Source organism: Pseudomonas tensinigenes (assembly GCF_014268445.2).
GTDB lineage: Bacteria > Pseudomonadota > Gammaproteobacteria > Pseudomonadales > Pseudomonadaceae > Aquipseudomonas > Aquipseudomonas tensinigenes.
The window spans coordinates 6398915-6420332 of sequence record NZ_CP077089.1; the positions used below are offsets into that span (position 1 = coordinate 6398915).

Annotated in this window: 19 protein-coding genes; 5 read left to right on the plus strand and 14 right to left on the minus strand. The window is 61.3% G+C overall.

The genetic code is table 11. From position 1 onward, the window contains the following. Positions 1 to 55: 55 nt before the first annotated feature. From mdcH to pilG, 14 genes are all read right to left on the minus strand, one after another. Positions 56 to 976: a malonate decarboxylase subunit epsilon gene (gene mdcH / locus HU718_RS28500; protein ID WP_186616156.1), complete on the minus strand. Its 921-nt coding sequence runs from the start codon at positions 974 to 976 to the stop codon at positions 56 to 58. Further along, entirely contained in the window at positions 973 to 1593 is a 621-nt protein-coding gene (locus HU718_RS28505; RefSeq protein WP_150706388.1) for a malonate decarboxylase holo-ACP synthase, read from the minus strand. Before HU718_RS28505 ends, mdcH begins: the two co-directional genes overlap by 4 nt. Further along, positions 1587 to 2372 (minus strand): biotin-independent malonate decarboxylase subunit gamma, encoded by a 786-nt coding sequence (mdcE, locus tag HU718_RS28510; protein WP_186616155.1) that lies wholly within the window; start codon positions 2370 to 2372, stop codon positions 1587 to 1589. The genes HU718_RS28505 and mdcE overlap by 7 nt, the downstream gene beginning before the upstream one ends. Further along, positions 2369 to 3220 (minus strand): biotin-independent malonate decarboxylase subunit beta, encoded by an 852-nt coding sequence (locus HU718_RS28515; protein WP_186616154.1) that lies wholly within the window; start codon positions 3218 to 3220, stop codon positions 2369 to 2371. The genes mdcE and HU718_RS28515 overlap by 4 nt, the downstream gene beginning before the upstream one ends. Continuing rightward, the gene (locus HU718_RS28520; protein ID WP_150706385.1) at positions 3213 to 3512 is read right to left on the minus strand and encodes a malonate decarboxylase subunit delta; all 300 of its coding nucleotides are present in this window, start codon (positions 3510 to 3512) and stop codon (positions 3213 to 3215) included. The genes HU718_RS28515 and HU718_RS28520 overlap by 8 nt, the downstream gene beginning before the upstream one ends. Continuing rightward, positions 3512 to 4384, minus strand: a complete 873-nt coding sequence (locus HU718_RS28525; RefSeq protein WP_186616153.1) for a triphosphoribosyl-dephospho-CoA synthase — start codon at positions 4382 to 4384, stop codon at positions 3512 to 3514. Before HU718_RS28525 ends, HU718_RS28520 begins: the two co-directional genes overlap by 1 nt. Beyond that, complete coding sequence (gene mdcA, locus HU718_RS28530) at positions 4384 to 6054, minus strand: malonate decarboxylase subunit alpha (RefSeq protein ID WP_186616152.1); 1671 nt, start codon at positions 6052 to 6054, stop codon at positions 4384 to 4386. The genes HU718_RS28525 and mdcA overlap by 1 nt, the downstream gene beginning before the upstream one ends. Positions 6055 to 6376: 322 nt before the next feature. Continuing rightward, entirely contained in the window at positions 6377 to 6742 is a 366-nt protein-coding gene (locus HU718_RS28535) for a DUF6124 family protein (protein WP_077574893.1), read from the minus strand. A 664-nt stretch (positions 6743 to 7406) separates the two neighbouring features. After that, positions 7407 to 7877: a chemotaxis protein CheW gene (locus HU718_RS28540; protein WP_150731490.1), complete on the minus strand. Its 471-nt coding sequence runs from the start codon at positions 7875 to 7877 to the stop codon at positions 7407 to 7409. Beyond that, entirely contained in the window at positions 7870 to 13779 is a 5910-nt protein-coding gene (locus tag HU718_RS28545) for an Hpt domain-containing protein (RefSeq protein ID WP_186616151.1), read from the minus strand. The genes HU718_RS28540 and HU718_RS28545 overlap by 8 nt, the downstream gene beginning before the upstream one ends. Positions 13780 to 13790: 11 nt before the next feature. Then, the gene (locus HU718_RS28550) at positions 13791 to 15839 is read right to left on the minus strand and encodes a methyl-accepting chemotaxis protein (RefSeq protein ID WP_007913676.1); all 2049 of its coding nucleotides are present in this window, start codon (positions 15837 to 15839) and stop codon (positions 13791 to 13793) included. Positions 15840 to 15993: 154 nt separating this feature from the next. Beyond that, positions 15994 to 16533: a chemotaxis protein CheW gene (locus HU718_RS28555; RefSeq protein ID WP_095049470.1), complete on the minus strand. Its 540-nt coding sequence runs from the start codon at positions 16531 to 16533 to the stop codon at positions 15994 to 15996. Positions 16534 to 16543: 10 nt separating this feature from the next. Next, on the minus strand, positions 16544 to 16909 hold the full coding sequence (gene pilH, locus HU718_RS28560) for a twitching motility response regulator PilH (protein WP_007913674.1): 366 nt from the start codon (positions 16907 to 16909) through the stop codon (positions 16544 to 16546). A gap of 60 nt (positions 16910 to 16969) precedes the next feature. Beyond that, a complete protein-coding gene (gene pilG, locus HU718_RS28565) occupies positions 16970 to 17374 on the minus strand; it encodes a twitching motility response regulator PilG (RefSeq protein ID WP_007913673.1) in 405 nt (134 codons plus the stop codon). Between the two features lie 225 nt (positions 17375 to 17599). Here pilG and gshB point away from each other — a divergent pair, with 225 nt between their 5' ends. The 5 genes from gshB to pyrR all read left to right on the plus strand — a co-directional run bounded on the left by gshB (position 17600) and on the right by pyrR (position 21412). Further along, on the plus strand, positions 17600 to 18571 hold the full coding sequence (gene gshB, locus HU718_RS28570; protein WP_186616150.1) for a glutathione synthase: 972 nt from the start codon (positions 17600 to 17602) through the stop codon (positions 18569 to 18571). A gap of 173 nt (positions 18572 to 18744) precedes the next feature. Beyond that, the gene (locus tag HU718_RS28575) at positions 18745 to 19644 is read left to right on the plus strand and encodes an energy transducer TonB (protein ID WP_038358807.1); all 900 of its coding nucleotides are present in this window, start codon (positions 18745 to 18747) and stop codon (positions 19642 to 19644) included. A gap of 171 nt (positions 19645 to 19815) precedes the next feature. Beyond that, positions 19816 to 20388 (plus strand): YqgE/AlgH family protein, encoded by a 573-nt coding sequence (locus tag HU718_RS28580; protein ID WP_016985971.1) that lies wholly within the window; start codon positions 19816 to 19818, stop codon positions 20386 to 20388. Then, a complete protein-coding gene (ruvX, locus tag HU718_RS28585; protein WP_016985972.1) occupies positions 20388 to 20825 on the plus strand; it encodes a Holliday junction resolvase RuvX in 438 nt (145 codons plus the stop codon). Before HU718_RS28580 ends, ruvX begins: the two co-directional genes overlap by 1 nt. 80 nt (positions 20826 to 20905) lie before the next feature. Beyond that, positions 20906 to 21412, plus strand: a complete 507-nt coding sequence (pyrR, locus tag HU718_RS28590) for a bifunctional pyr operon transcriptional regulator/uracil phosphoribosyltransferase PyrR (protein ID WP_064116261.1) — start codon at positions 20906 to 20908, stop codon at positions 21410 to 21412. The last annotated feature ends 6 nt before the right edge of the window (positions 21413 to 21418 follow it).

The following is a 21418-nucleotide window of genomic DNA, read 5'->3' on the forward strand; positions in this document are numbered from 1 at the left end:
CTCAAAGTGCATCGTCGAATGTTGTTTTTGTTGTTCGAAGCATGAGTCGGCGGTTTTAGAGTTGGCGGCCACCCTCCTCACGCAACAGCGCTTGCAGGGTGTCGAGACGCGCACTGTCGAAGGCAGTGACGGTGCCTTGTTCGAACACCCGGCGCGCCAGCCCGGTCAGTACCGCACCAGGCGGCAGTTCGATTTGTAGACGCACACCGCGCTCGTAGGCGCTTTGTACGGTGCCGCGCCAATCCACCACGCGGCACATGTTGAAGGTGAGGTCGTCGCGCAGCGCTTCTACTTTGCTCACAGGGCGCGCGCGACTGCCGCTCAGGTAGGCGACCCGAGGGGTTTTCAGTTCAATTTTGGCGAAAGCTTCGGCGAGGGTTTGCGCCGGTTTTTCCAGCAATGGGCAGTGCGACGGCACGCTCACTGCCAGACGTTTCGCCAAGCCGGCACCACGACTGCGCGCCAGTTCGGCCACGGTTTGCATGGCCTTGTCGCTGCCGGCAATCACCACTTGGTTATCGGCGTTGATGTTGGCCAGATACACCGGCGCATCCTCGCTGTGCACCTGCGCCAGCAGCGTTTCGACTGTGGATAATTGCAGGCCGATGATCGCGGTCATGCCGTAGCCCTGTGGATAAGCCTGTTGCATCAGTTCGCCGCGCAGGCTGACCAGATGTAGCGCATCGCTGAAGCTCAAGGCACCGGCAACCACTGCTGCCGGGTAAGCACCGATGGACAGGCCGGCGACATAATCCGCCGTGAGTCCGTCCTGCAATAATTGCCGAGAAGCGGCGACTCCAGCGATCAGCAAACAGAGCTGAACCGCCCTTGTCGTGCGCAACGCTGCACTGGAATCCAGCAGCGATACATCTTCACCGAGCACATCACTGGCCTCGGTCAACGATTCCCGAGGCAAACGCTGAAGCATGCCCGCTTGCTGCGCACCCTGGCCGGGGAACACCAGCAGACTGCTCACGCTGCCTGCTCCTGCGGGTTCCACGGGTCAGTCACCAAACAGGCCTGATACTCGTTTTTCAGCAGCACGCGTGCCGATCCGCTGGCCCACTCGCGCAATGCCACAGCACCGAACGGCGTCTGCAACTGCATGTCGATCCGGCACTCGGCTTGATCAAAAATCTCTACGAATTTACGAGCCTGATTACGCGTGATCATCTGCGGTGTACGCAGAATCAGATCGAGATCACTGGCCGCGTGCATCGCGGTAAAACCACTGGCCAATTCAAACCCGACACTGCCGCTGACACCCCAGATCCAACCGCAATCGTCGAGCATTGGCCGCAGTTGTTTGAGTGCGTGCATGACCGGCAGATCGCGCTCGCAGTCGACGTGACACAGCGCTTCGGGGCTGACCCGACAGGCAATCGAATCAACCGCCATAAACGCCGCCAACCGCTGCTCGCGCAATACACCGCGCACGCCGACTGCGATAGAACCCTCATCGCTCAACGCGCGCCGTACCACCACCGGTTGCCCGGCGGCCAGCGACTCGACTGCCCACTGCGGCACATCCGCCGGCAACTGCGCCGGGGTCATGCCCCAGAGCAGGTCGTGAGCCAGAGGCGTGTTCACCACTGCGCCCTCAGCAGTTCGCGAACCTTGCTGGAGGCCGCACGATTTTTCGCGCCGAGGCGATTGCTCAGATCAGTACTGGAAATATCGCCGATGGCTTGTTTGAGGCACTCGTTGACTCTTGATAGATCTTCCGCCGTCGGCTGCTCAATCTTCTCCACCGACAGGGTTTCCCAGAGCAATCCGAGGCTGGCGTAGCTGTCGATGTCATAAGCCATCGGCGGCACGCTGGCGGCCAGCGCTTCCAACTCTTCAACACTGCGCAACGTCACCCGCGCCGCCGAAGCCTTGCCCATCGCATGCACCATCACGCCCGGATCACGCAGCGCAATCAAACGATTGGCCTGATAACCGTGAGCCAGAAACGCTCCGGACATCGCCTTACCGACCAGCAACGCAATCACCGGATGCCCAGCCAAACGTGCGCGGGCATAACTGTCCGCCGCACCGGCCAGCGCCTGATGAATGCCAAGCGCTTCTTCGCGCCGACCATAAGCCTGGCTCGGCACATCGACGATGGCGATGATCGGGCGCTTCTGCGCTTTATCGCGGTCAGCGCTGATCGCATCATCCACAGCCTTGGCCAGACCCCAGCCCTCAAGCAACCCGACTTCGCCATTGCGAGCACGCGGAAAACGATTGTCCGGATCAGCCACCACAGCGATAAAACGCCCTAGCTCACCATCGGCAACCTTTAACGATGGCGGCAAACCCTCTACCGCTTTCGCCCCGGCGCTCAGGGCGTTGAACCAGTTCAAACCGCGCAATGAATAGCCGCTCATGAGCGCTCTCCTCGATACAGATCGCGAACCACCGACGGTTCGATTTGCGGGTCAGTGTTCAGACTGCTCAGGCGTTGCAGGAACCATTCGGCGCGCTGGCTGCGTGGTTTCGCTGGCAAACCTTGCTCGAGCAATTCACCAACCTGCTGACGAATCTTCGCCACGTCATCGGCGACATAACGATCCACCAGACCACTGGCAAACCGCTGCTCGCCACCGGTCAGACTCCAGATGAAGGGCCGGTCGCGGGAGTCGTATTCCTCGATCCCGGCTTCCTGCTCGATCACCTGCGGGCCATTCAAGCCGAGGCGTGCTTCCTGAGTCACCAATAGATAGCTGCACAGCGCCGCCGCAATCGACATGCCGCCGAAACAACCGACGCTGCCGGCGACCACGCCAACCACCGGTTGGTACTGCTGCAAATCGACAATCGCCGCGTGAATATCGGCAATCGCCGCCAGCCCGAGGTTGGCTTCCTGCAAGCGCACACCACCGGTTTCCAGCAACAACACCGCCCGAGTCGGGATGCCTTTGCGGTTGTCTTCAGCCGCCAGCTCCAGCGCGCCGGCAATCTTCGCCCCGCCGACTTCGCCAAGGCTGCCACCCTGAAACGCGCCTTCAATCGCGGCAATCACCACCGGCAAACCGTCGAGGCTGCCCTTGGCAATCACCACACCGTCATCGGCCTGCGGCACTACGCCTTGGCGTTCAAGCCACGGCGACATTACCCGTTGAAACGGATCGAGCAATTCGCGAAAGCTGCCGGCATCGAGCAGGGCTTGCGCCCGTTGTCGCGCGCCGAGTTCGACGAAGCTGTGTTTATGGAGAAGCGCGGCGCTGTCAGTCATGGCCGACCTCCTCGAAACCTTGTTCCAGACGCAAGCGCACCACCCCCGGCGTCGCGCCGAAATCGTGTATGTCGATGGCCATCGCCGGCGGCGTGGTGCCGTCGAACATCCGCGCAAACAGGTGCTGCCAACGCAGCTGTGCGCCGTTGACCGAGGTCTGCACATTGATCGTCAGCTTGCCGGCCAGACCCGGTTCGATCAGCACTTCCAGATCACCCGAACCGACACAACCGACCAGCGCGCGACCGCGTGGCGGCTGCCCGGCGGGGAATTCAAACGATAGGGTTTCCATCAAAACGCTCCCTGAAGGATGCCGTCGCGCTCAATACGGTCGAGCAGCAGCGTCGCGGCGAGCAAGTCGGCGGCGCCACCGGGCGAGGCATTCAATGCGATGAGTTGTTGATCGAGTTCGTGCAGCCGGCGGCGACCGCTGAGGCTGGCGCTGCCACCGGCGTCGAGCACCGCTTGCGCGCCGGACTGCATGGCGTGCAGGCCCTCTTCGCCAGCGCGGTAGAGCACGCAGGTGTCGGCGAGGTCAGTCATGATCGCGAGCAACGCGTCGAGCCGGGCGTTCTGTTCGCCGTGGCCGTTGGCGCGGCTGCGTTTGAGTTGTGGCAGACCGCGTTGCAACACCGAAGGGAAGCCGAGTTGTGCTTCTTCACGAGCGCCACGGGCGCCGTAACGCAGGGCGACTTGGGCGCCGTGGCTCAGTGGTTTTGGTGCGTAGCGGTCATCTAGTAAGGCTAGGCGCGCGGCGCGCAGAGATACCGCGTTGGCGCTGGAAGATTGCGGTTCCAGTGCAGCGGCCGTCACCAACAGACCCAAGGCCCAGATCGCCCCGCGATGGGTGTTCACACCGTTGGTGGTCGCGAGCATCGATTGCTCACCTTCACGACCAATCCGGCCAATCGCTTCGCGTAACGTTGAATCGACGTCACCGATTTCAACCGCCGCTTCGGCCATCTCTTTGAACGCCGGCCACAACGACAGCGCCGAAGCGTGCATCAGACCCAAGTGCAAATCGGTGTGGGCGCCATTGCCGCGACGGTCGACCAGCGCCGGTTTCGGCGACAGATCCGCTTCGTCAATCAACGCGTCCACCGCCAGATCAGCCAATCGATCAGCCAGAGACAGCGGTTTCGCTTGCAGGTTAAGTGCGTGCATTACCAGCTCCTGAATTTGGCGGGCGGGTTGTACAGGCCGCCGGACCACTCGACCAGATCGGCCACGCTCTTCGCCGCGAGCAGTTCGCGGTTGGCGTCGGTGCGGCGGATACCGAGGTCTTCGGGCAAGGCGATCAGGCCTTCGCGGCGCATGCGTTCGGTGTCTTTCGGGTTGTGGCGCAGGCCGATGGCGGTGACGCCGGCGACCGCTGCAATCATCGCCTGGCGCTCTTCCAGCGAGCGCGCCTTGTACAGGTAGGCGATGCCTTCTTCGGTGAGCAGGTGGGTGACGTCGTCGCCGTAAATCATGATCGGCGCCAGCGGCATGCCGCTTTTCTTCGCCACTTCCACGGCGTCGAGGGTTTCGACGAAGGTCGGTTTGCCGCCCTCCTGGAACGTCTCAACCATCTGCACCACGAGTTTCTTGCCGCGTTCGAGCATCGGTTGCTGCGAATCATCGTGACGCATGTCCAGCCACGCCGGGGTGCCGTGACGGCGACCGCGCGGGTCGTGGCCCATGTTCGGCGCACCGCCGAAACCGGCGAGGCGGCCTCGGGTCACGGTTGAGGAATGGCCATCGCCATCGACTTGCAGCGTCGCGCCGATAAACAGATCCACCGCGTATTGCCCGGCGAGTTGGCAGAACATCCGGTTGGAACGCAGCGAACCGTCGCGGCCGGTGAAGAACACGTCCGGGCGCGCGGCGATGTAGTTTTCCATGCCCAGTTCGGTGCCGAAGCAATGCACGCTTTCGACCCAGCCGCTCTCGATCGCCGGGATCAACGTCGGGTGCGGGTTGAGCGTCCAGTTGCGGCAGATCTTGCCTTTTAGGCCGAGGGATTCGCCGTAGGTCGGCAGGATCAATTCGATGGCGGCGGTGTTGAAACCGATGCCGTGGTTGAGCGACTGCACGTTGTGTTTTTCGTAGATGCCGCGAATCGCCATCATCGCCATCAACACGTGCACAGGCTTGATGTGGCGCGGGTCGCGGGTGAACAGCGGTTCGATGTAGAACGGCTTGTCGGCGACCACGACGAAATCGACCCATGAGGCGGGAATATCAACGCGTGGTAGCTCGCTGACGTCGTCGACCAATTGGTTGACCTGGACGATGACGATGCCGTCGCTGAACGCGGCCGGTTCGATCAATGCCGGGGTGTCTTCGGTACTGGGGCCGGTGTAGATGTTGCCGGAGCGGTCGGCCATAAACCCGGCCGAGAGCACGACGTTGGGGATCAGGTCCACCACCAGCCGTGCATAGAGTTCGATGTAAGTGTGGATCGCGCCGATTTCTAGCAGGCCGTCTTCGAGTAACTGGCTGATGCGCAGGCTCTGGGTGCCGGCGAAGGAGAAATCCAGCTTGCGGGCGATGCCGCGTTCGAACAGATCGAGGTGCTCGGAGCGGCCGACGCTGGGCATGATCATGTGCAGGTCGTGGAGCTTTTCCGGGTCTGCCTTGGCCAGTGAGCGCGAAAGGAAATCCGCTTGCTTCTGGTTGTTGCCCTCGAGTACCACACGGTCGCCGGGGTGGATCAGCGCTTCGAGCGCGGCGACGATCTTGTCGGTGGGCAACACCACACCGTCGGCCAGCCCGCGCACCTTGTCGAGGCGGCGCTGCTTCTCATCGCGCCGCCGCGTCCAGCGCGAGTCGGGGGAAATTGTTGTTGTCATGCTCACTCCACGGGTTTCGCTGTCGTGGAGCTAAGGTAGGCGTGTGGGGTGGGGGCATCAATCAAGCGCAGTGGTGAATCATTACGCTCAGGGTAACGATCAAGAGCCGCCCTCACCCTAGCCCTCTCCCGGGGGGAGAGGGGACCGATTGGGGGATGCTCAAGGGATACGCCGACCTGATCGTGCTTTACCGAATCCATAATCGACTCGCTTTACCAAACCCATAATCGACTCGGTTTTTCAGGTCGATGTATGACGCCAGACACCTCGGTCGGCCCCCTCTCCCTCCGGGAGAGGGCTGGGGTGAGGGTCAGCTTTTTCGCTACTCAGTCGGTACTAATCTGTCCAACAAACGATTGACGGCCATCTCCGCCACCATCACCACCTGCGCAATACCCTGCACAGTCTTGCGGTGCGTACCCTCCACCATTGCCGCATGGTTGTTGAGCATCACCGTAGCCGAACCGAGGGTTTCGCTGGCGTCGGCCAACAGCGATTCGGTGTCGGCATTGGGGTTGGCCATGTACAGCGTGTTGGGGGTGTAGGGCGTGGCCATCAGATCGGCGTTGGTCGGACCGAGATAATGGTCGAGGGCGCGTTCGGCGGCTTCGTGGAATTTCTTCGAATCGGGGGATTCGTAAGGGGATGCCGGGTCTGCGAGCGGGGGGTTAGGCGTTGGTTTAATCATCTTCAGGTTCCGAAATAAAGCTGGAACCGCTTCTCTGCTAAAAGAAGGGGTGGCAGCTGAACGCAGGTTAGCAGACCGGGGAACCTAAGGAAGCCGGCGCGCCGAAGCGCCCTGCGCACAGCCGCCATCGAATACAGGCGCGGAGCCTGACGATGATGCATGTGCACCCTTAGATTAACCACGGGCTGCTAAACCCGATCACTGGAAATCAGTGACGGAATCAAGTTACGCAGCATGCCCAAGGCGCACAAGCCGGCGGATTCTGGTGCATGCGTAGGCAGCGGCGCAAGGATTTGTAGGCTAGGGAGCCGTAACACCTAGTGTCTTTAAACAACGCGACTGAAAGGCGTTTATTGCGCACAGAGATTGAGGATTTGTCTGTCGGAACTCAGTGCTACGACTGGCGCTTTCGCGAGCAGGCTCGCTCCCACAGGGGGTCTGTGTCGTACGCAAAATCCGGGATCACTGAAGATCAACTGTGGGAGCGAGCCTGCTCGCGAAGAGGCCAGTCGCAGTACCGAAAAGGCTGGATCAGCCCGCCGATGATCGTTCCCACGCTCTGCGTGGGAATGCCTCAACGGACGCTCCGCGTTCGGCTTTTTGGGACGCGGAGCGTCCCGGGCTGCATTCCCACGCGGAGCGTGGGAACGATCAAAACTCTGGATCAGTGAACCAGCCCCGCCTCCACCAACAACCTCTCCAGCCCCAACAAATCCGGCACCTTCGCCACCTGCTCCCCCACCTGCACCGCCGCCTGCTCCAGCGCACACAACGGCACGTCGACATAACTCAACTGACTATCAAGCTTGTACGACCGCGGAATCCCCTGCACCAGCAGCGCAATGAACTTCAACTCCGGCAATCCGCCCAGCGCATTCAAAATCACGATCCGCGCGCGCTCGCCAATAACGATTTTCTGCCCGCACGCCGATTCAAAACTCAGCAACGGAATCTGCCGCTCCCGCCACGTAACCTTGCCGAGATACCACGGCGGCGTATCCAGATCGAAGGCGCTGGCCTGGTAATCAATCAGCTCAGCGACAGCGACGTTAGGCAGGATCAAATTGCGATCCGCCAACGGCAACAACAGACCAGTGAGTTGGCTGCTGCGCTGATTATGCCGGCGCTCATGCATGTTTCTTGCTCCACTGGGCAATGCTTTCAAGCAGCACCGACTCTTGATACGGCTTGCCGAGGTAGTCGTTGACGCCAATCGCCATCGCGCGGTCGCGGTGTTTCTGCCCGGTGCGCGAGGTGATCATGATGATCGGCAGGTGTTGCAGGCGTTCGTCGTTGCGCACTTGGGTGGCGACTTCGAAGCCGTCCATGCGCGGCATTTCGATGTCGAGCAGCATCAGGTCGGGCATGTGCTCTTCGAGCAGCAGCATGGCGTCGACCCCGTCCTTGGCGGTCAGCACGTTCATGCCGTGGCGTTCGAGCAAACGACTGGTGACCTTGCGCACGGTGACCGAGTCGTCGACCACCATCACCAGCAGCGGTTTGTGCGGTTCGCTGTCGATCTCCGGCAGCGTTGGCGTCGGCGCAATGCGTGCCTGCATGGCGCGGATCGGTGCGAGCAAATCGAGAATCAGCACCACCCGGCCATCGCCGAGAATCGTCGCCCCGGACACGCCCTGCACTGCCGCGAATTGGGCGCCAAGGCTCTTGACCACGATCTCGCGGGTGCCGGCCATGGTATCCACCAGCACCGCGATGCGCCGGTCGTTGTAGTGCACCAGCAGCACCGGCAACGGCAGGTTCTGGCCGAGTAGTTTCGGCCGTGGCGCGGTTTTCAGCAGTTCGCCGAGGTAGCACAGTTCATAGGTCTGGCCGCCGTATTGGTAGCGCGGCGGATCAACCCGGAAGTGCCCCTCCAGGTCATTCGGCAACACGCGGACGATGCCTTCGATGGTGTTCAGCGGAATCGCATATTGATCTTCCCCGCACTGCACCATCAACGCGCGGTTGACCGACACGGTGAACGGCAGCCGAATACGGAAATGCACGCCCTGCCCCGCCACCGAGTCGATGCTCATGCTGCCGCCGAGCTGCCGCACCTCTTCGTGTACCACGTCCATGCCGACCCCGCGCCCGGAAATCTGCGTGATTTTTTCGGCGGTCGAGAATCCCGGCTGAAGGATGAACTGCAACACGTCGCGGTCGCTGATCTCCGCTTCCGGCGCGAGCATGCCACGCTTGATCGCCTTGCGCCGCACCGCTTCCAGCGGCACCCCGGCGCCGTCATCGCGAATATCGAAAACAATGTCGCCGCCCTCGCGGGACAGGTCGAGGCTGATCTGCCCTTGCGCCGGTTTACCCGCTGCCAGCCGCACCTCGGCGGACTCCAGACCGTGGTCGACGGCATTGCGCAGCATGTGTTCCAGCGGCGCGGCCATGCGTTCGAGCACATTGCGATCCATCTCGCCTTCAGCGTTGCCGATGACAAACGCGACGTCTTTATTCAGCTCTTCAGCCACCTGGCGGACGATGCGTTTGAGGCGCGGCAACATGCGCTCGAACGGCACCATGCGCGTACGCATCAGGCCTTCCTGCAATTCGGTGTTGATGCGGCCCTGTTGCTGCAACAGGTTCTCGGCATCGTGATTGCGGCGGTCGAGGGTTTCCTTGAGGTCGAGCAAGTCGGAGGCGGATTCGAACAGCGCCCGCGACAATTGCTGCAACTGCGAATGGCGGTCCATTTCCAGCGGATCGAATTCTTCGTAACCGAGGCGTTCGGCATCGACTTGCTGGCGGCTGAGAATCCGCCCCTGGGTTTCCGTGTCGAGCCGGCGCAACTGATCGCGCATCCGTTCGATGGTGGTTTCCATCTCGTTCAGGGCAATTTGTGCGTCGTTGACCTGCTGTTCGATACGACCACGGAAGATCGAGGTTTCCCCGGCCAGATTGACCAATTCGTCGAGCAGTTCGGCGGAGACCTTGACCATGTCCGCGCCCGCTTCGGCAGTCGGCGGCGCCGCGTCAGTCTTGACCGGCACAGGCAGCAATGGCGGCGTTTCCAGCGTCACCGGGTGGCTGAAATTCTGGATCGCGTTGATCAGCCGATCCGCTGGCGGACACGGTTGCCCGGCGCGCACGCCATCGAGCATTTGCGCCAAGCGGTCATGCCCGCGCTGCACCAGTGCAAACAGCTCCGGCGACGGCTGCAAAGCGCCGCTGGAAAGACTTTCGTAAAGGTACTCCAGCTCATGGGCGAGGTCGCCGATCGGTCCGATCTCGACCATCCGCGCGCCGCCCTTGAGGGTGTGCAGATCGCGCAGCAGGGTTTCCACTTCCTGACGATTGCCCGGCTCGGCCTGCCAGCGCAGCAGCGCGGCGCCGGAGTTTTCGATGATGTCGAAACCTTCCTCGAGGAAGATCTCCAGCAGCTCCGGGTCGTGGCCAGCGCTGTCATGATCGGCCGCTGGCTGGGGCGTTTCGCTGACGGTCTGGCCTTGACGCACCTGACGCAGGGTTTCGATCAAATCCTGCGCCGGGGTCAGTGGCTGATGTTGTTGCAGTTGTTCAAGCAGCAGCGCCAAACGCTCATGACTCTTGAGCAGCAGACGCCTCAAGGTTTCGCTGTAGTTGAAGCGACGATCGACCAGACCTTCGTAAAGGCTTTCCAGCTCCTGGGCCAGATCGCCAATGGCCTCGACTTCGGCCATCCGCGCGCCGCCCTTGAGGGTGTGCAAATCGCGCTGCAACGAGGACAGCGGCGCGGCATTGTCCGGGTCGCTCAACCAGCGCTGCAAGGCCTGGCCTGAGCTGTCGAGAATGTCCACCGCCTCTTCGAGGAAGATCTCGACAATCTCGTCATCGGGTTCAAGCGCCGTTGCCTTTTGCTGCAACTCGGCGGTGGCGCTGCCCAGTTCACGGATGCTCAAAGTACGGCTGCCATCGCTGCGAATCAGGCCCATGGAAGAAGGATCGAGGCTCTGATCGAGCAGATCATGCAACGCCCGAATCCGCTCTGGCTGCGGCGTGACTTCCTGACCGGCAGCCAGTTCATCGAGCATGTTGATCAGCGCTTCATGGGCGTTCTGCGCTTCGCGGAAAAACTGTTCGCTGACCGCCAGACTGCTTTCTTCCACCGCGCCATACAGGTCGAGCAAGGCTTCGCACAACACATCCACCGGCAGCAAATCCGCCAAATGCGCGCCTTCGCCAAGGGTGGTCAGTTCATCCAGCAAGGCGCTGAGTTCCTGACGCTCGCCGGGGTGTTGCTGCCAGCGCTGTAGCAGGCTCTCAGCATCCAGCAGGATATCCATGCCCTGAGCGAGAAAGTTGTTGATCAGTTGCGGATCGCGCTTGATCCGCAGGCCGGTATTCGGCGCATCGAGGATCGACGCCAGACGCTCGGCAAGCAGGGTTTCCGAGCGTTTGATCAGCGACTGCGCACCGACAATCGGCGCCAGCGGATCATGCTTGAGCTGACGCAGGCCGACGCGGAACAGGCCTTCGGCTTCGAGGAGCAACTCCACTTCGTCGAGGTCGAGCGGCAACTGGTGCGCCTTGAACTCGCGGGCCAGTTGATCGAGCGGCGCGGCCAGTTCGGCAATCGGCAACACACCGGCCATCGACGCACTGCCCTTGAGCGTGTGCAGGGCGCGCTGCAACTCGTCACTGGCCTGCAACGGCACATGCTCGGCGGCCTGATCTAGAAAACGATTGAGACTGGCGAGGTGGGTTTCCGCTTCGTTACGGAAGATCTCCAGCAACAGCGGGTCGAGCGCCGTCACGTCGTCGACGTCTTCGGCCGCCAGTGGTTCGTCACCCTTGGCCAAGGCATGTGCGCGTGCGGCGAGTTGATCGACATCGCTGCGCTGACGCTGACTGTTGGTGGCGAATTCGTTGATCAACTCGGGCAGCAACAACACCGTGTCGGTGAGCAGTTGCTGCACCACCGAACCGGGTTCGACGCTTTGTTCGAGGACACGGTTAAGCAGGTTTTCCACCGACCACGCCAGCTCGCCAAGGATCAACGCGCGGACCATGCGCCCGCTGCCCTTCAAGGTGTGAAAGGCGCGGCGCAGTTCAGTCAACGCGGCGCGATCCTGCGGATTGGCCGACCAGCGCGGCAGGTATTCGTGGAGAACCTCAAGGACCTCGTCGGTCTCTTCGAGAAACACTTCGCGCAGTTCATCGTCGACCGGCTCTTCATCGGCCGGTGGCGGCATCAGGCTGCCAGGAGTAATCAGAGCCGGCGGGTTGAGCGCCGAAACCGGGCTGGCCAGAACATCGGCCAGCGACTGCACGGTTTCCGGATCATCGAGCGCCTGCATGTCCTGCATCACCAGCGCTTCGCTGGGGCTGAGAACGTCTTCAAGCACTGGCACATGCTGCGCGCCGGGCTGCTCATCGGGAAAGAAACCCAGACTGGCGAGGGACTTCTGCGCGACATCCAGCAATTGTTCGCCCGGTGCCTGCGGATCATCGCTCAAGCGTTCGAGGTAATACTCAAGGCTACTGATGACATCGGCCAGATGATCGAGTTGTTCCCAACCCGGCTCATGCGGATCGAGCAGCAAATGTTCGCGGATAAAACCGTTGCAGGCTTCGACCAGACTCGCCGCACGGCTGAGTGGAATCATCGCCAGCGCACCGCGCACTTGGGTCAGCAGCGCCGGCAGCGGTTGCAGTTGCTGGCGATCCCAATCGGCGTCGATGTAGTCGACGATCATGTCCTTGGCCTGTTGCAGGCAGATGCGCGCTTCCTTGATGACGATCTGATGGATCTGCGTCAGGTCGGTGGTCGGCAGGCGCGAATCTTCCGGGCTTTCCGGCTCGACGGTGCCGACCATTCCGGCCAACGTCGCTTCGACGTAAAGCAGCGCACCGGCAACGTCCATGAGGATCGCGTCATTCGGTTCGCGCTGGCCTTGGGCAAGGCTGAGTACCACGGCCAATTGATCGATGATGACTTTGCGCGGTTGGCCAAAACCGAGCACGGCCAACGTGTCGGCGATTTGCCGCAGCGGCGCCAGCAAGCTCTCCAGATCCGAGGTGTGCTGGCGGTCGCTGCGCACGAACAGATCGAGGCGCTCCTTGACCCGCACCAACTCTTCGCACAATGCCGCCAGCACCGAGCGCATCGCATCGCGGTCGGGGCCGGCCAGGCGTGCGCGTTCTTCGTCGACCATCGCGCTGTCGGGCAACGCGTCGTCCAGGGAGTAGCGATCTTTCATGGTCAGCATCTGCCCGGTGGGATGTTCGGCTTTGGCAATATAGAACAACAGGCTTTTCAGCAGCTCTGGCGGTGGCGGCCGGTTGAGGCCGGCCATGCCTTGTTCGAGCAGGCGCTTGAGCTCTTTGTCGGCGTCCTTGAACAGGCTGCGCAGCGCCGGGCTGTTGGCGATCACGCCCTCGCGCATGCCTTCGACCAGCGCCGAGGCGATTTGCCACAGCGGGCTCAGGGGCGAATCGCCGCTCAGCACTTCGAGGCGGGTAAAGACTTTGGCCAGATAACCGAGGTGGGTCTGGTCATCCTGCTCGCGCAGCAAACCGACCAAAGCCATTTGCAGCATCTGGCGTAATTTGCGCAGCACGTTCGGCAACTCTGCCGGCTCAAGCAGCGCCAGTGCTTCGGCGCTCAAGGGCGGTAACTCAGGCAGTTGCGGGCTGAACAGGCTGGTTTCAGACAACAGGCTTTCGCCACGAGCACTGCGCAGATCGTTGAGCAGCGGCAGCACCACGAGCGGCAAATCACGGCGAGCGCTCTGCACGCGGTCGAGGTAGATCGGCAATTGCCCGAGGGCTTGCAGCAACAGATGCAGGGCTTCGTCGCGATGGTTGACGCGCTCGTGCTGCAGGGCTTCGACCAGATGCTCCATTTCTTCGGCGAGCAAGGCTGCGCCGTAGAACTCGACCATCTGCAAACTGCCGTGGACCTGATGGATGTAATCCAGGCACTCGTCCAGCCCGGGAAAGGCCTGCGGATCATCAAGCACGGCTTCAATCGCCTGATGCGCCAGCCTCAGCGTTTCGGCAATTTCGCCTTTGACCCATTCGAGGGCCACATAGTCGTGCCGATCACCCATAACCACTCCACTCACGCTTTATCTGTCGCCGCCGGCAAGGTGAAGCCGGACACCGAACGCCGTAGCTGACTGGCCATTTTCGTCAGGTTGCCGATGCTTTCGGCGGTGGCCGTGGAGCCGGACGAGGTTTGCGAGGTGATTTGCTGGATCACGTTCATCGTCAGCGAGATCTGCCCGGCGGAAGTCGTCTGCTGCTGCGCTGCATTGGAGATGCTTTGAATCAGCGCCGCGAGGGTCTTCGATACGCCTTCGATTTCTTCCAGGGCCACACCGGCATCCTGCGCCAGTCGCGCGCCGCGCACCACTTCGGTGGTGGTTTGTTCCATCGAAATCACCGCTTCGTTGGTATCGGTCTGAATCGCCCGCACCAGGGTTTCGATCTGCCGGGTGGCGGCGGACGAGCGTTCGGCCAAGCGCTGCACTTCGTCGGCAACCACGGCAAAACCGCGCCCGGCATCACCGGCCATCGACGCCTGAATCGCCGCGTTGAGGGCGAGGATGTTGGTCTGATCGGCAATGTCGTCGATCAGGCTGACGATGTCGCCGATTTCCTGCGACGACTCGCCGAGGCGCTTGATGCGTTTGGCGGTGTCCTGAATCTGCTCGCGAATGTTGTCCATGCCGTGGATGGTGTTGTGCACCACCTCGTTGCCCTTGTTGGCGATTTCCACCGAACGCTCCGCCACCGCAGAAGACTCGGCGGCGTTGGCCGAGACCTGATCGATGGATTCGGCCATGTCGCTGATTGCCGTCGAGGCTTCGGAAATCTGCTGGGCCTGATGCTCCGAGGCCTGCGCCAGGTGCATCGCGGTGGCCTGGGTTTCCTGCACCGCTGCGGCGACCTGGCCGGCGGTGAGGTTGATCGTCGCGACGAGATCGCGCAGTTGGTCGACGGAATAGTTGATCGAGTCGGCGATGGTGCCGGTGAAGTCTTCGGTCACCGAGGCGGTCACGGTGAGGTCGCCGTCGGCGAGGTCTTCGATCTCGTCGAGCAGGCGCATGATCGCGTTCTGATTGCGCTCGTTCTTCTCAGCGGTTTCGCGCAACTGGCGATTGGTTTCCCGGACCATCACCAGACCAATGAGGATGATCGACGCCAGCGCCAGCAACCCGAGGACGTAACCGCCGATGGTGTCGGTATTGCGCCCGCCGGCAAGGTTCTCGAAACGAGTGGCCAGGTGCGAGGCTTCGTCGAGCAGGGTTTGCGAGAGGCTGAATATGTTGCTCGCCGATTCACGGACCTTGAACAGCTCTGGCGAGGTTTCGAGGATTTCATCGACGGAGCCGGAGACGAACTGGAACAGCTCAGAGATTTCACTCAGGCGCGCACGGGCGTCGCGGTCTTCGACCTGGCTGATTTTCAGTGCCGGGTTGCCTTGCAGCATGCCGTTGAGCACTTGGCCGAAACGGGTGGCGTCGCGGCCGAAGGCATCGGCGGCTTGCTGGGAGTTTTCGTCGCCGGCGAGCACGGTGTTGACCGCGCCGAGAATGCGTTCGGCCAGCAGCGACTGACGCTGGGCCATCGCCACCTGCGCCGCCGGGGCACCACGCTGGAGGAGTATTTCGACGACTTTTTCGTATTCGATCTGCAACTGCGGCACGGTTTCGGCCAGGGTTGCGGCGACCTGATGCAGCGACAGCACGGTCTGTTCGCTGGAAAGAATCGCGTCGGTGTTTTTCAGCAGGCGTTCCCAGTCGAGCTGCACGGCGCGCATTTCCGGGCGCACAGTGGCCGGCGCTGGAGGCAGGCCGGTGGCCGGGTCGCCCTTTTTCAGGTAACCCCAGCGCTGAGCGAAATCGTTGCGCGCATCGCTGAGCAACTTGAATGCGGCGGCCTTGCCGGCGGCGGCTTCGGTGGCGTTCTTGGCGATACGTTGCGAGAGCACGCGCAGCTCACCGGCGTGGCCGATGTACTGTTTGTCGTAGTTCGCCTGGGTGTTGAGGTACGCGAAGTTGGCGAACAGCAGCATGATGAACACGATCAGTGCGATGAACAGCACGATGATCTGCGAGCGACTGCGCGACCCTTCCGCCGGCTTGCCTGTTTTTGCTTTTGTCATCGGTCCTCGCCTTTAACCCACACCTTTGAGGCCTGCTGCAATCCCTGTGGGAGCGAGCCTGCTCGCGAAAGCGCTGGGTCAGCCAATATTTATCTTGCCTGACACGCCCTCTTCGCGAGCAGGCTCGCTCCCACAGGGGACGGTGTTGAATCGGTTATATCGCGACGCTCATGAACACCGGGGATTTCGCCAACGCGAACAAACTGAACACTCGCCAGTTCTGCTCACGGCGGAAATAGCCTTTGACGAACTCGGCCTTGGAGCCCTGGCGTTTGCTGATCGATAGCGGTTCAAAGCTGTTCTGCTCAAAGTGCTGCAGGCCGATGACTTCATCGACCATCAAACCGGCGAACACATCACCATGCTCGACCACCAGGACCCGTCGCTGTTTACGCAGCGGCGACAGTTCATGACCGAAAAATCCGCACAAATCCATGATCGGCAACAGCCGCCCGCGCAGGTTAGCCACGCCTTTGACCCACGGCTTGACCCCGGGCAACTGGGTGAAGCGCGGTTCATGCAGCACTTCGCTGACTTCGCCCATCGGCGCCACATACCAATGCTCGCCGAGGCGAAAGCCGATGCCGCTCCAGCGATCCTGGCGCGCCGGTTGCGACGGCAGGTCCGCCGCCAGCAAGCGGCAGCGCTGGTCGATCTGCCAGAGCAGTTCGAACGCGGTCAGCGATTCGCTCATGGTCGCGCGATCAGCCTTTGAGCACGTTGTTCAGGGTCTTGATCAGGGTGTCTTCGTCGACCGGTTTGGTCAGGTAGTCCTTGGCGCCCTGACGGGTGCCCCAGACCTTGTCGGTTTCCTGATCCTTGGTGGTGATGATGATCACCGGGATGTGGCTGGTGTCGGCATCCTTGGTCAACTGGCGGGTCGCCTGGAAACCGTTGAGGCCGGGCATGACGATGTCCATCAGTACCGCGTCGGGTTTTTCCTGACGGGCCAGGGCCACGCCGTCGGCGCCGTTTTCGGCCTTCAGCACTTCATGGCCGTGCTTTTCGAGCATGCCGGTGAGTTTGTACATTTCAGTCGGCGAATCATCGACGATCAGGATACGTGCCATGGTTTTCCCCATTTTTCTTGTCGACGCCCGGCCCGCTGGCCGAGCGTCACTGTACGTGTCTTACTGCGGCAAAACGGCGGCGAAGCCCGGAACATGGGCCTGGATCGCGTTGAGCAGTTCTTCCTTGCTGAAAGGCTTGGTCAAAAATTGATCAGAACCGACAATCCGCCCCTTGGCCTTGTCGAACAGCCCGTCACGCGATGACAGCATGATCACCGGCGTCGCTTTGAACGCGCTGTTGTTCTTGATTAAAGCGCAGGTCTGATAACCATCCAGACGCGGCATCATGATGTCGACAAAAATGATCCCGGGATGGTTATCGGCAATCTTCGCCAAAGCGTCGAAACCGTCGATCGCCGTGATCACTTCGCAGCCGACATTCTTCAACAATGTTTCGGCAGTGCGACGAATCGTTTTCGAGTCGTCGATCACCATGACCTTCAAGGCGCTGGACTGCTGTTCCATAAGAGGGCTCTACCGTCGCCTTTGCGAATCAAATTGTCCGTTTTGCGATGAGTAATGGCTGGAAACCCTTGATGTTCAAGGGCCAGCACCGCTTGGCAGCCTTTTTAGCACAGTCTCCAGATGCAATCTATCGACGGGTTTTTCCTTGACCGAAAACCCGCCCGGCGCCACTCTGGCGGCACTTTTTCAATACCGATCCGGTAGCCAATTTTCGAGGAAAACCCAATGAGCGTTCGCGTCGGGATTGTCATGGACCCTATCGCCAGCATCTCCTATAAAAAGGATAGCTCGCTGGCCATGCTGCTGGCCGCGCAGAAGCGCGGCTGGGAACTGTTCTATATGGAACAGCGCGACCTGTATCAGGGCGAAGGTCAGGCACGAGCGCGCATGAAGCCGCTGAAAGTCTTCGCCAACCCGGAAAAATGGTTCGAACTGGACGCCGAGCAGGACAACCTGCTGAGCGATCTGGACGTGATCCTGATGCGCAAGGATCCGCCGTTCGACATGGAGTTCGTCTACTCCACCTACCTGCTCGAACAGGCCGAAACCGCTGGCGTACTGGTGGTGAACAAGCCGCAGAGCCTGCGCGACTGCAATGAAAAGCTGTTCGCCACGCTGTTCCCGCAGTGCACGCCGCCAACCGTGGTCAGCCGCCGCGCCGACGTGCTGCGTGAGTTCGCCGCGAAACACGGCGACGTGATCCTCAAGCCGCTGGACGGCATGGGCGGTACTTCGATTTTCCGTCACCGCGCCGGTGATCCGAACCTGTCGGTGATCCTGGAAACCCTGACCGCCCTCGGTGGCCAGCAGATCATGGGCCAGGCTTACCTGCCAGCAATCAAGGACGGCGACAAACGCATCCTGATGATCGACGGCGAGCCGGTGGATTACTGCCTTGCGCGGATTCCGGCGCAGGGCGAAACCCGTGGCAACCTCGCTGCCGGTGGCCGGGGTGAAGCGCGGCCGCTGACTGACAAGGATCGCTGGATTGCTGCACAGGTCGGCCCGACCCTGCGTGAGAAAGGCCTGCTGTTCGTCGGTCTCGATGTGATTGGCGAAAGCCTGACCGAAATCAACGTCACCAGCCCGACCTGCATCCGTGAAATCGACAATGCCTTTGGCACCGATATCGGCGGCATGCTCATGGATGCGATCGAGAAGAAGCTGCAAGCCTCTAACCGTAAGCAGCAAGCCTGACGGCCAGCTACAAGCCGCAAGCCATGAGCTACAAGCTTTTACTTGCAGCTTGCCACTCGAAACTTGCAGCTGCCCTTATGCATCTTGTCGCTTGAAGCTCGTCGCTTGCAGCTAAAAACCAACATTGCGTTATCATGCCGTGCCTTTAAAAACGCGATGTTGGTTTTTCTGTCATGACCCTCCCGTCCGATCTGCCCGCAGAACTCGCCCACCGTGGCGTGCGCCCGGCCGATCGCCTCGGTTTTACCCTGTTCCTCGCGGCGCTGATTCATTTGGCGCTGCTGCTCGGCGTCGGCTTCACGATGGTCGAGCCCAAGCAAATCAGCAAAACCCTGGAAATCACCCTCGCCACCTTCAAGAGCGAAAAGAAGCCGGAGAAGGCTGACTTTCTCGCGCAGGAACACCAGGAAGGCAGCGGCACGCTGGACAAGAAGGCGATCCCCAAGACCACTGAAGTGGCGCCCTTCCAGGACAATCAGGTCAAGAAAGTCACCCCGCCACCGGCCGCCAAGCCGGAAGTGCAGGAGGCCGCGCCGAAGGCTGCGGTGACCACCGTCGCGCCGAAGCCAAAAAAGGCGCCGACCAAGAAAGAAGAAAGCAAGACCGAGGTCAAACCGACGGTCGATGCGCCAGAATTCGACAGCTCGCAGCTGTCCAGTGACATTGCCAGCCTTGAAGCCGAACTGGCCAAGGAACAACAGCTGTACGCCAAACGACCGCGCATTCACCGTTTGAGCGCGGCTTCGACTATGCGTGACAAGGGCGCCTGGTACAAAGACGACTGGCGCAAGAAGGTTGAGCGCATCGGCAACCTCAATTACCCCGAAGAAGCACGGCGCAAGCAGATCTACGGCAATTTGCGCCTGATGGTCTCGATCAACCGCGACGGTTCGCTGTATGAAGTGCTGGTGCTGGAATCGTCCGGCCAGCCGCTGCTGGATCAGGCGGCGCAGCGCATTGTCCGACTGGCGGCACCGTTTGCGCCGTTTACCGGGGACTTGTCGGACATCGACCGTCTGGAAATCATTCGCACCTGGAAATTTGCTCGCGGCGACAAGCTCTCCAGCAATTGACACACCACAGAACCCTTGTGGGAGCGAGCCTGCTCGCGAAAGCGGTGTGTCATCCAACATTGATGTGACTGATCCAGCGCTTTCGCGAGCAGGCTCGCTCCCACATTGGATCGGTGTGTCACCTGCATCTCCAGCTTGTCAGTTTGCCCCCCGAACGCCACACTAGCGCACATGAAAAACGTCAGCCCCAGCTACCTCAAGCATCAATTCCTGATCGCCATGCCACACATGGCCGACCCGAACTTTGCCCACACCTTGACCTACATCGTCGAGCACACGGCCAACGGCGCTATGGGGATTGTGGTCAATCGACCGCAAGAGCTGAATCTGGCCGACATCCTTGAGCAATTGCGCCCGGACATCGATCCGCCAGCACTGTGCCAGCACGTACCGATCTTTATCGGCGGGCCAGTGCAGACCGATCGCGGTTTTGTGTTGCATCCGGCGGGCAAGACCTTCCAGGCCACCGCGCAACTGGACGGTGATCTGGCCCTGTCGACCTCGCAGGATGTGCTGTTCGCCATCGCGGACGGCGTCGGCCCGGCGAAAAGCCTGATTGCCCTCGGTTACGCCGGTTGGGAAGCCGGGCAGCTGGAAGCGGAACTCGCCGATAACGCTTGGCTGAACTGCCCGTACGACGCCGATATCCTGTTCAACACCAGCAGCGAACTGCGCCTCGAAGCGGCGGCCAGGCATTTGGGGATCAACCTCAGCCTGCTGACCAGCCAGGCAGGTCACGCCTGATGGCCCTGCGCCTGATTCTCGGCTTCGACTACGGCACCAAACAGATCGGCGTCGCGGTCGGCCAGGTGATTACCGGCCAGGCCCGCGAGCTGTGCACCTTGAAGGCACAGAACGGCGTTCCCGACTGGAACCAGGTCGAAGCCCTTATCAAAGAATGGAAACCCGACGCCGTCGTTGTCGGCCTGCCGTTGAACATGGACGGCACACCGAGCGACATGTGCCTGCGCGCGGAGAAATTCGCCCGCCGCCTCAACGGCCGCTTCAATCTGCCCTTCTATACCCACGACGAACGCCTGACCACGTTTGAAGCCAAGGGCGAGCGCCTGGCCCGTGGCGGTCAGAAAGGCAGTTACCGCGACAACCCGGTGGACGCCATCGCCGCCGCTCTGCTGTTGCAGGGCTGGCTCGATGAAAACACTGCATTGTTTGAATCCTGACAAGCGCTTCGGCGCTTTTCTTTTGAGTGAAAAACCGAGTCGCGTCCAAGGACCTGACTCGCCCCTAACAAGGAGCAACCATGAGCCTGCCAAATCCCGCCGATCTGATCAGCCAGATGGCGACCCGCCTCAAGGCGCACCTTGCCCAGCGTGACATCACTGAACCGCGTTACATCGGCATCCGCACCGGCGGCATCTGGGTCGCGCAGGCCTTGCTCAAGGAACTGGGCAGCGACGCGCCACTGGGCACGCTCGACGTGTCTTTCTACCGCGACGACTTCAGCCAGAACGGCCTGCACCCGCAAGTGCGCCCTTCCGCCCTGCCCTTCGAGATCGAAGGCCAGCATCTGGTGCTGATTGACGATGTGTTGATGAGCGGCCGCACCATCCGCGCCGCCATGAACGAATTGTTCGACTACGGCCGCCCGGCCAGCGTGACCCTGGTCTGCCTGCTGGACCTCGACGCCGGCGAGCTGCCGATCCGCCCGAACGTGGTTGGCGCGACGCTGTCACTGGCCGCTCACGAACGGGTCAAGCTGTCGGGCCCCGAGCCGCTGACGCTCGAACTGCAAGACTTCAACCTTTAATCCGCC

Coding starts and splice junctions, on each gene's coding strand:
- gshB (WP_186616150.1), top strand. CDS start 17,600: ATGAGCGTTCGCGTCGGGATTGTCATGGACCCTATCGCCAGCATCTCC.
- ruvX (WP_016985972.1), top strand. CDS start 20,388: ATGGCCCTGCGCCTGATTCTCGGCTTCGACTACGGCACCAAACAGATC.
- pyrR (WP_064116261.1), top strand. CDS start 20,906: ATGAGCCTGCCAAATCCCGCCGATCTGATCAGCCAGATGGCGACCCGC.
- HU718_RS28535 (WP_077574893.1), bottom strand. CDS start 6,742: ATGATTAAACCAACGCCTAACCCCCCGCTCGCAGACCCGGCATCCCCT.
- pilG (WP_007913673.1), bottom strand. CDS start 17,374: ATGGAACAGCAGTCCAGCGCCTTGAAGGTCATGGTGATCGACGACTCG.
- HU718_RS28575 (WP_038358807.1), top strand. CDS start 18,745: ATGACCCTCCCGTCCGATCTGCCCGCAGAACTCGCCCACCGTGGCGTG.
- HU718_RS28550 (WP_007913676.1), bottom strand. CDS start 15,839: ATGACAAAAGCAAAAACAGGCAAGCCGGCGGAAGGGTCGCGCAGTCGC.
- HU718_RS28545 (WP_186616151.1), bottom strand. CDS start 13,779: ATGGGTGATCGGCACGACTATGTGGCCCTCGAATGGGTCAAAGGCGAA.
- HU718_RS28555 (WP_095049470.1), bottom strand. CDS start 16,533: ATGAGCGAATCGCTGACCGCGTTCGAACTGCTCTGGCAGATCGACCAG.
- mdcE (WP_186616155.1), bottom strand. CDS start 2,372: ATGAGCGGCTATTCATTGCGCGGTTTGAACTGGTTCAACGCCCTGAGC.
- HU718_RS28525 (WP_186616153.1), bottom strand. CDS start 4,384: ATGCACGCACTTAACCTGCAAGCGAAACCGCTGTCTCTGGCTGATCGA.
- mdcA (WP_186616152.1), bottom strand. CDS start 6,054: ATGACAACAACAATTTCCCCCGACTCGCGCTGGACGCGGCGGCGCGAT.
- HU718_RS28515 (WP_186616154.1), bottom strand. CDS start 3,220: ATGACTGACAGCGCCGCGCTTCTCCATAAACACAGCTTCGTCGAACTC.
- HU718_RS28540 (WP_150731490.1), bottom strand. CDS start 7,877: ATGCATGAGCGCCGGCATAATCAGCGCAGCAGCCAACTCACTGGTCTG.
- HU718_RS28520 (WP_150706385.1), bottom strand. CDS start 3,512: ATGGAAACCCTATCGTTTGAATTCCCCGCCGGGCAGCCGCCACGCGGT.
- pilH (WP_007913674.1), bottom strand. CDS start 16,909: ATGGCACGTATCCTGATCGTCGATGATTCGCCGACTGAAATGTACAAA.
- HU718_RS28580 (WP_016985971.1), top strand. CDS start 19,816: ATGAAAAACGTCAGCCCCAGCTACCTCAAGCATCAATTCCTGATCGCC.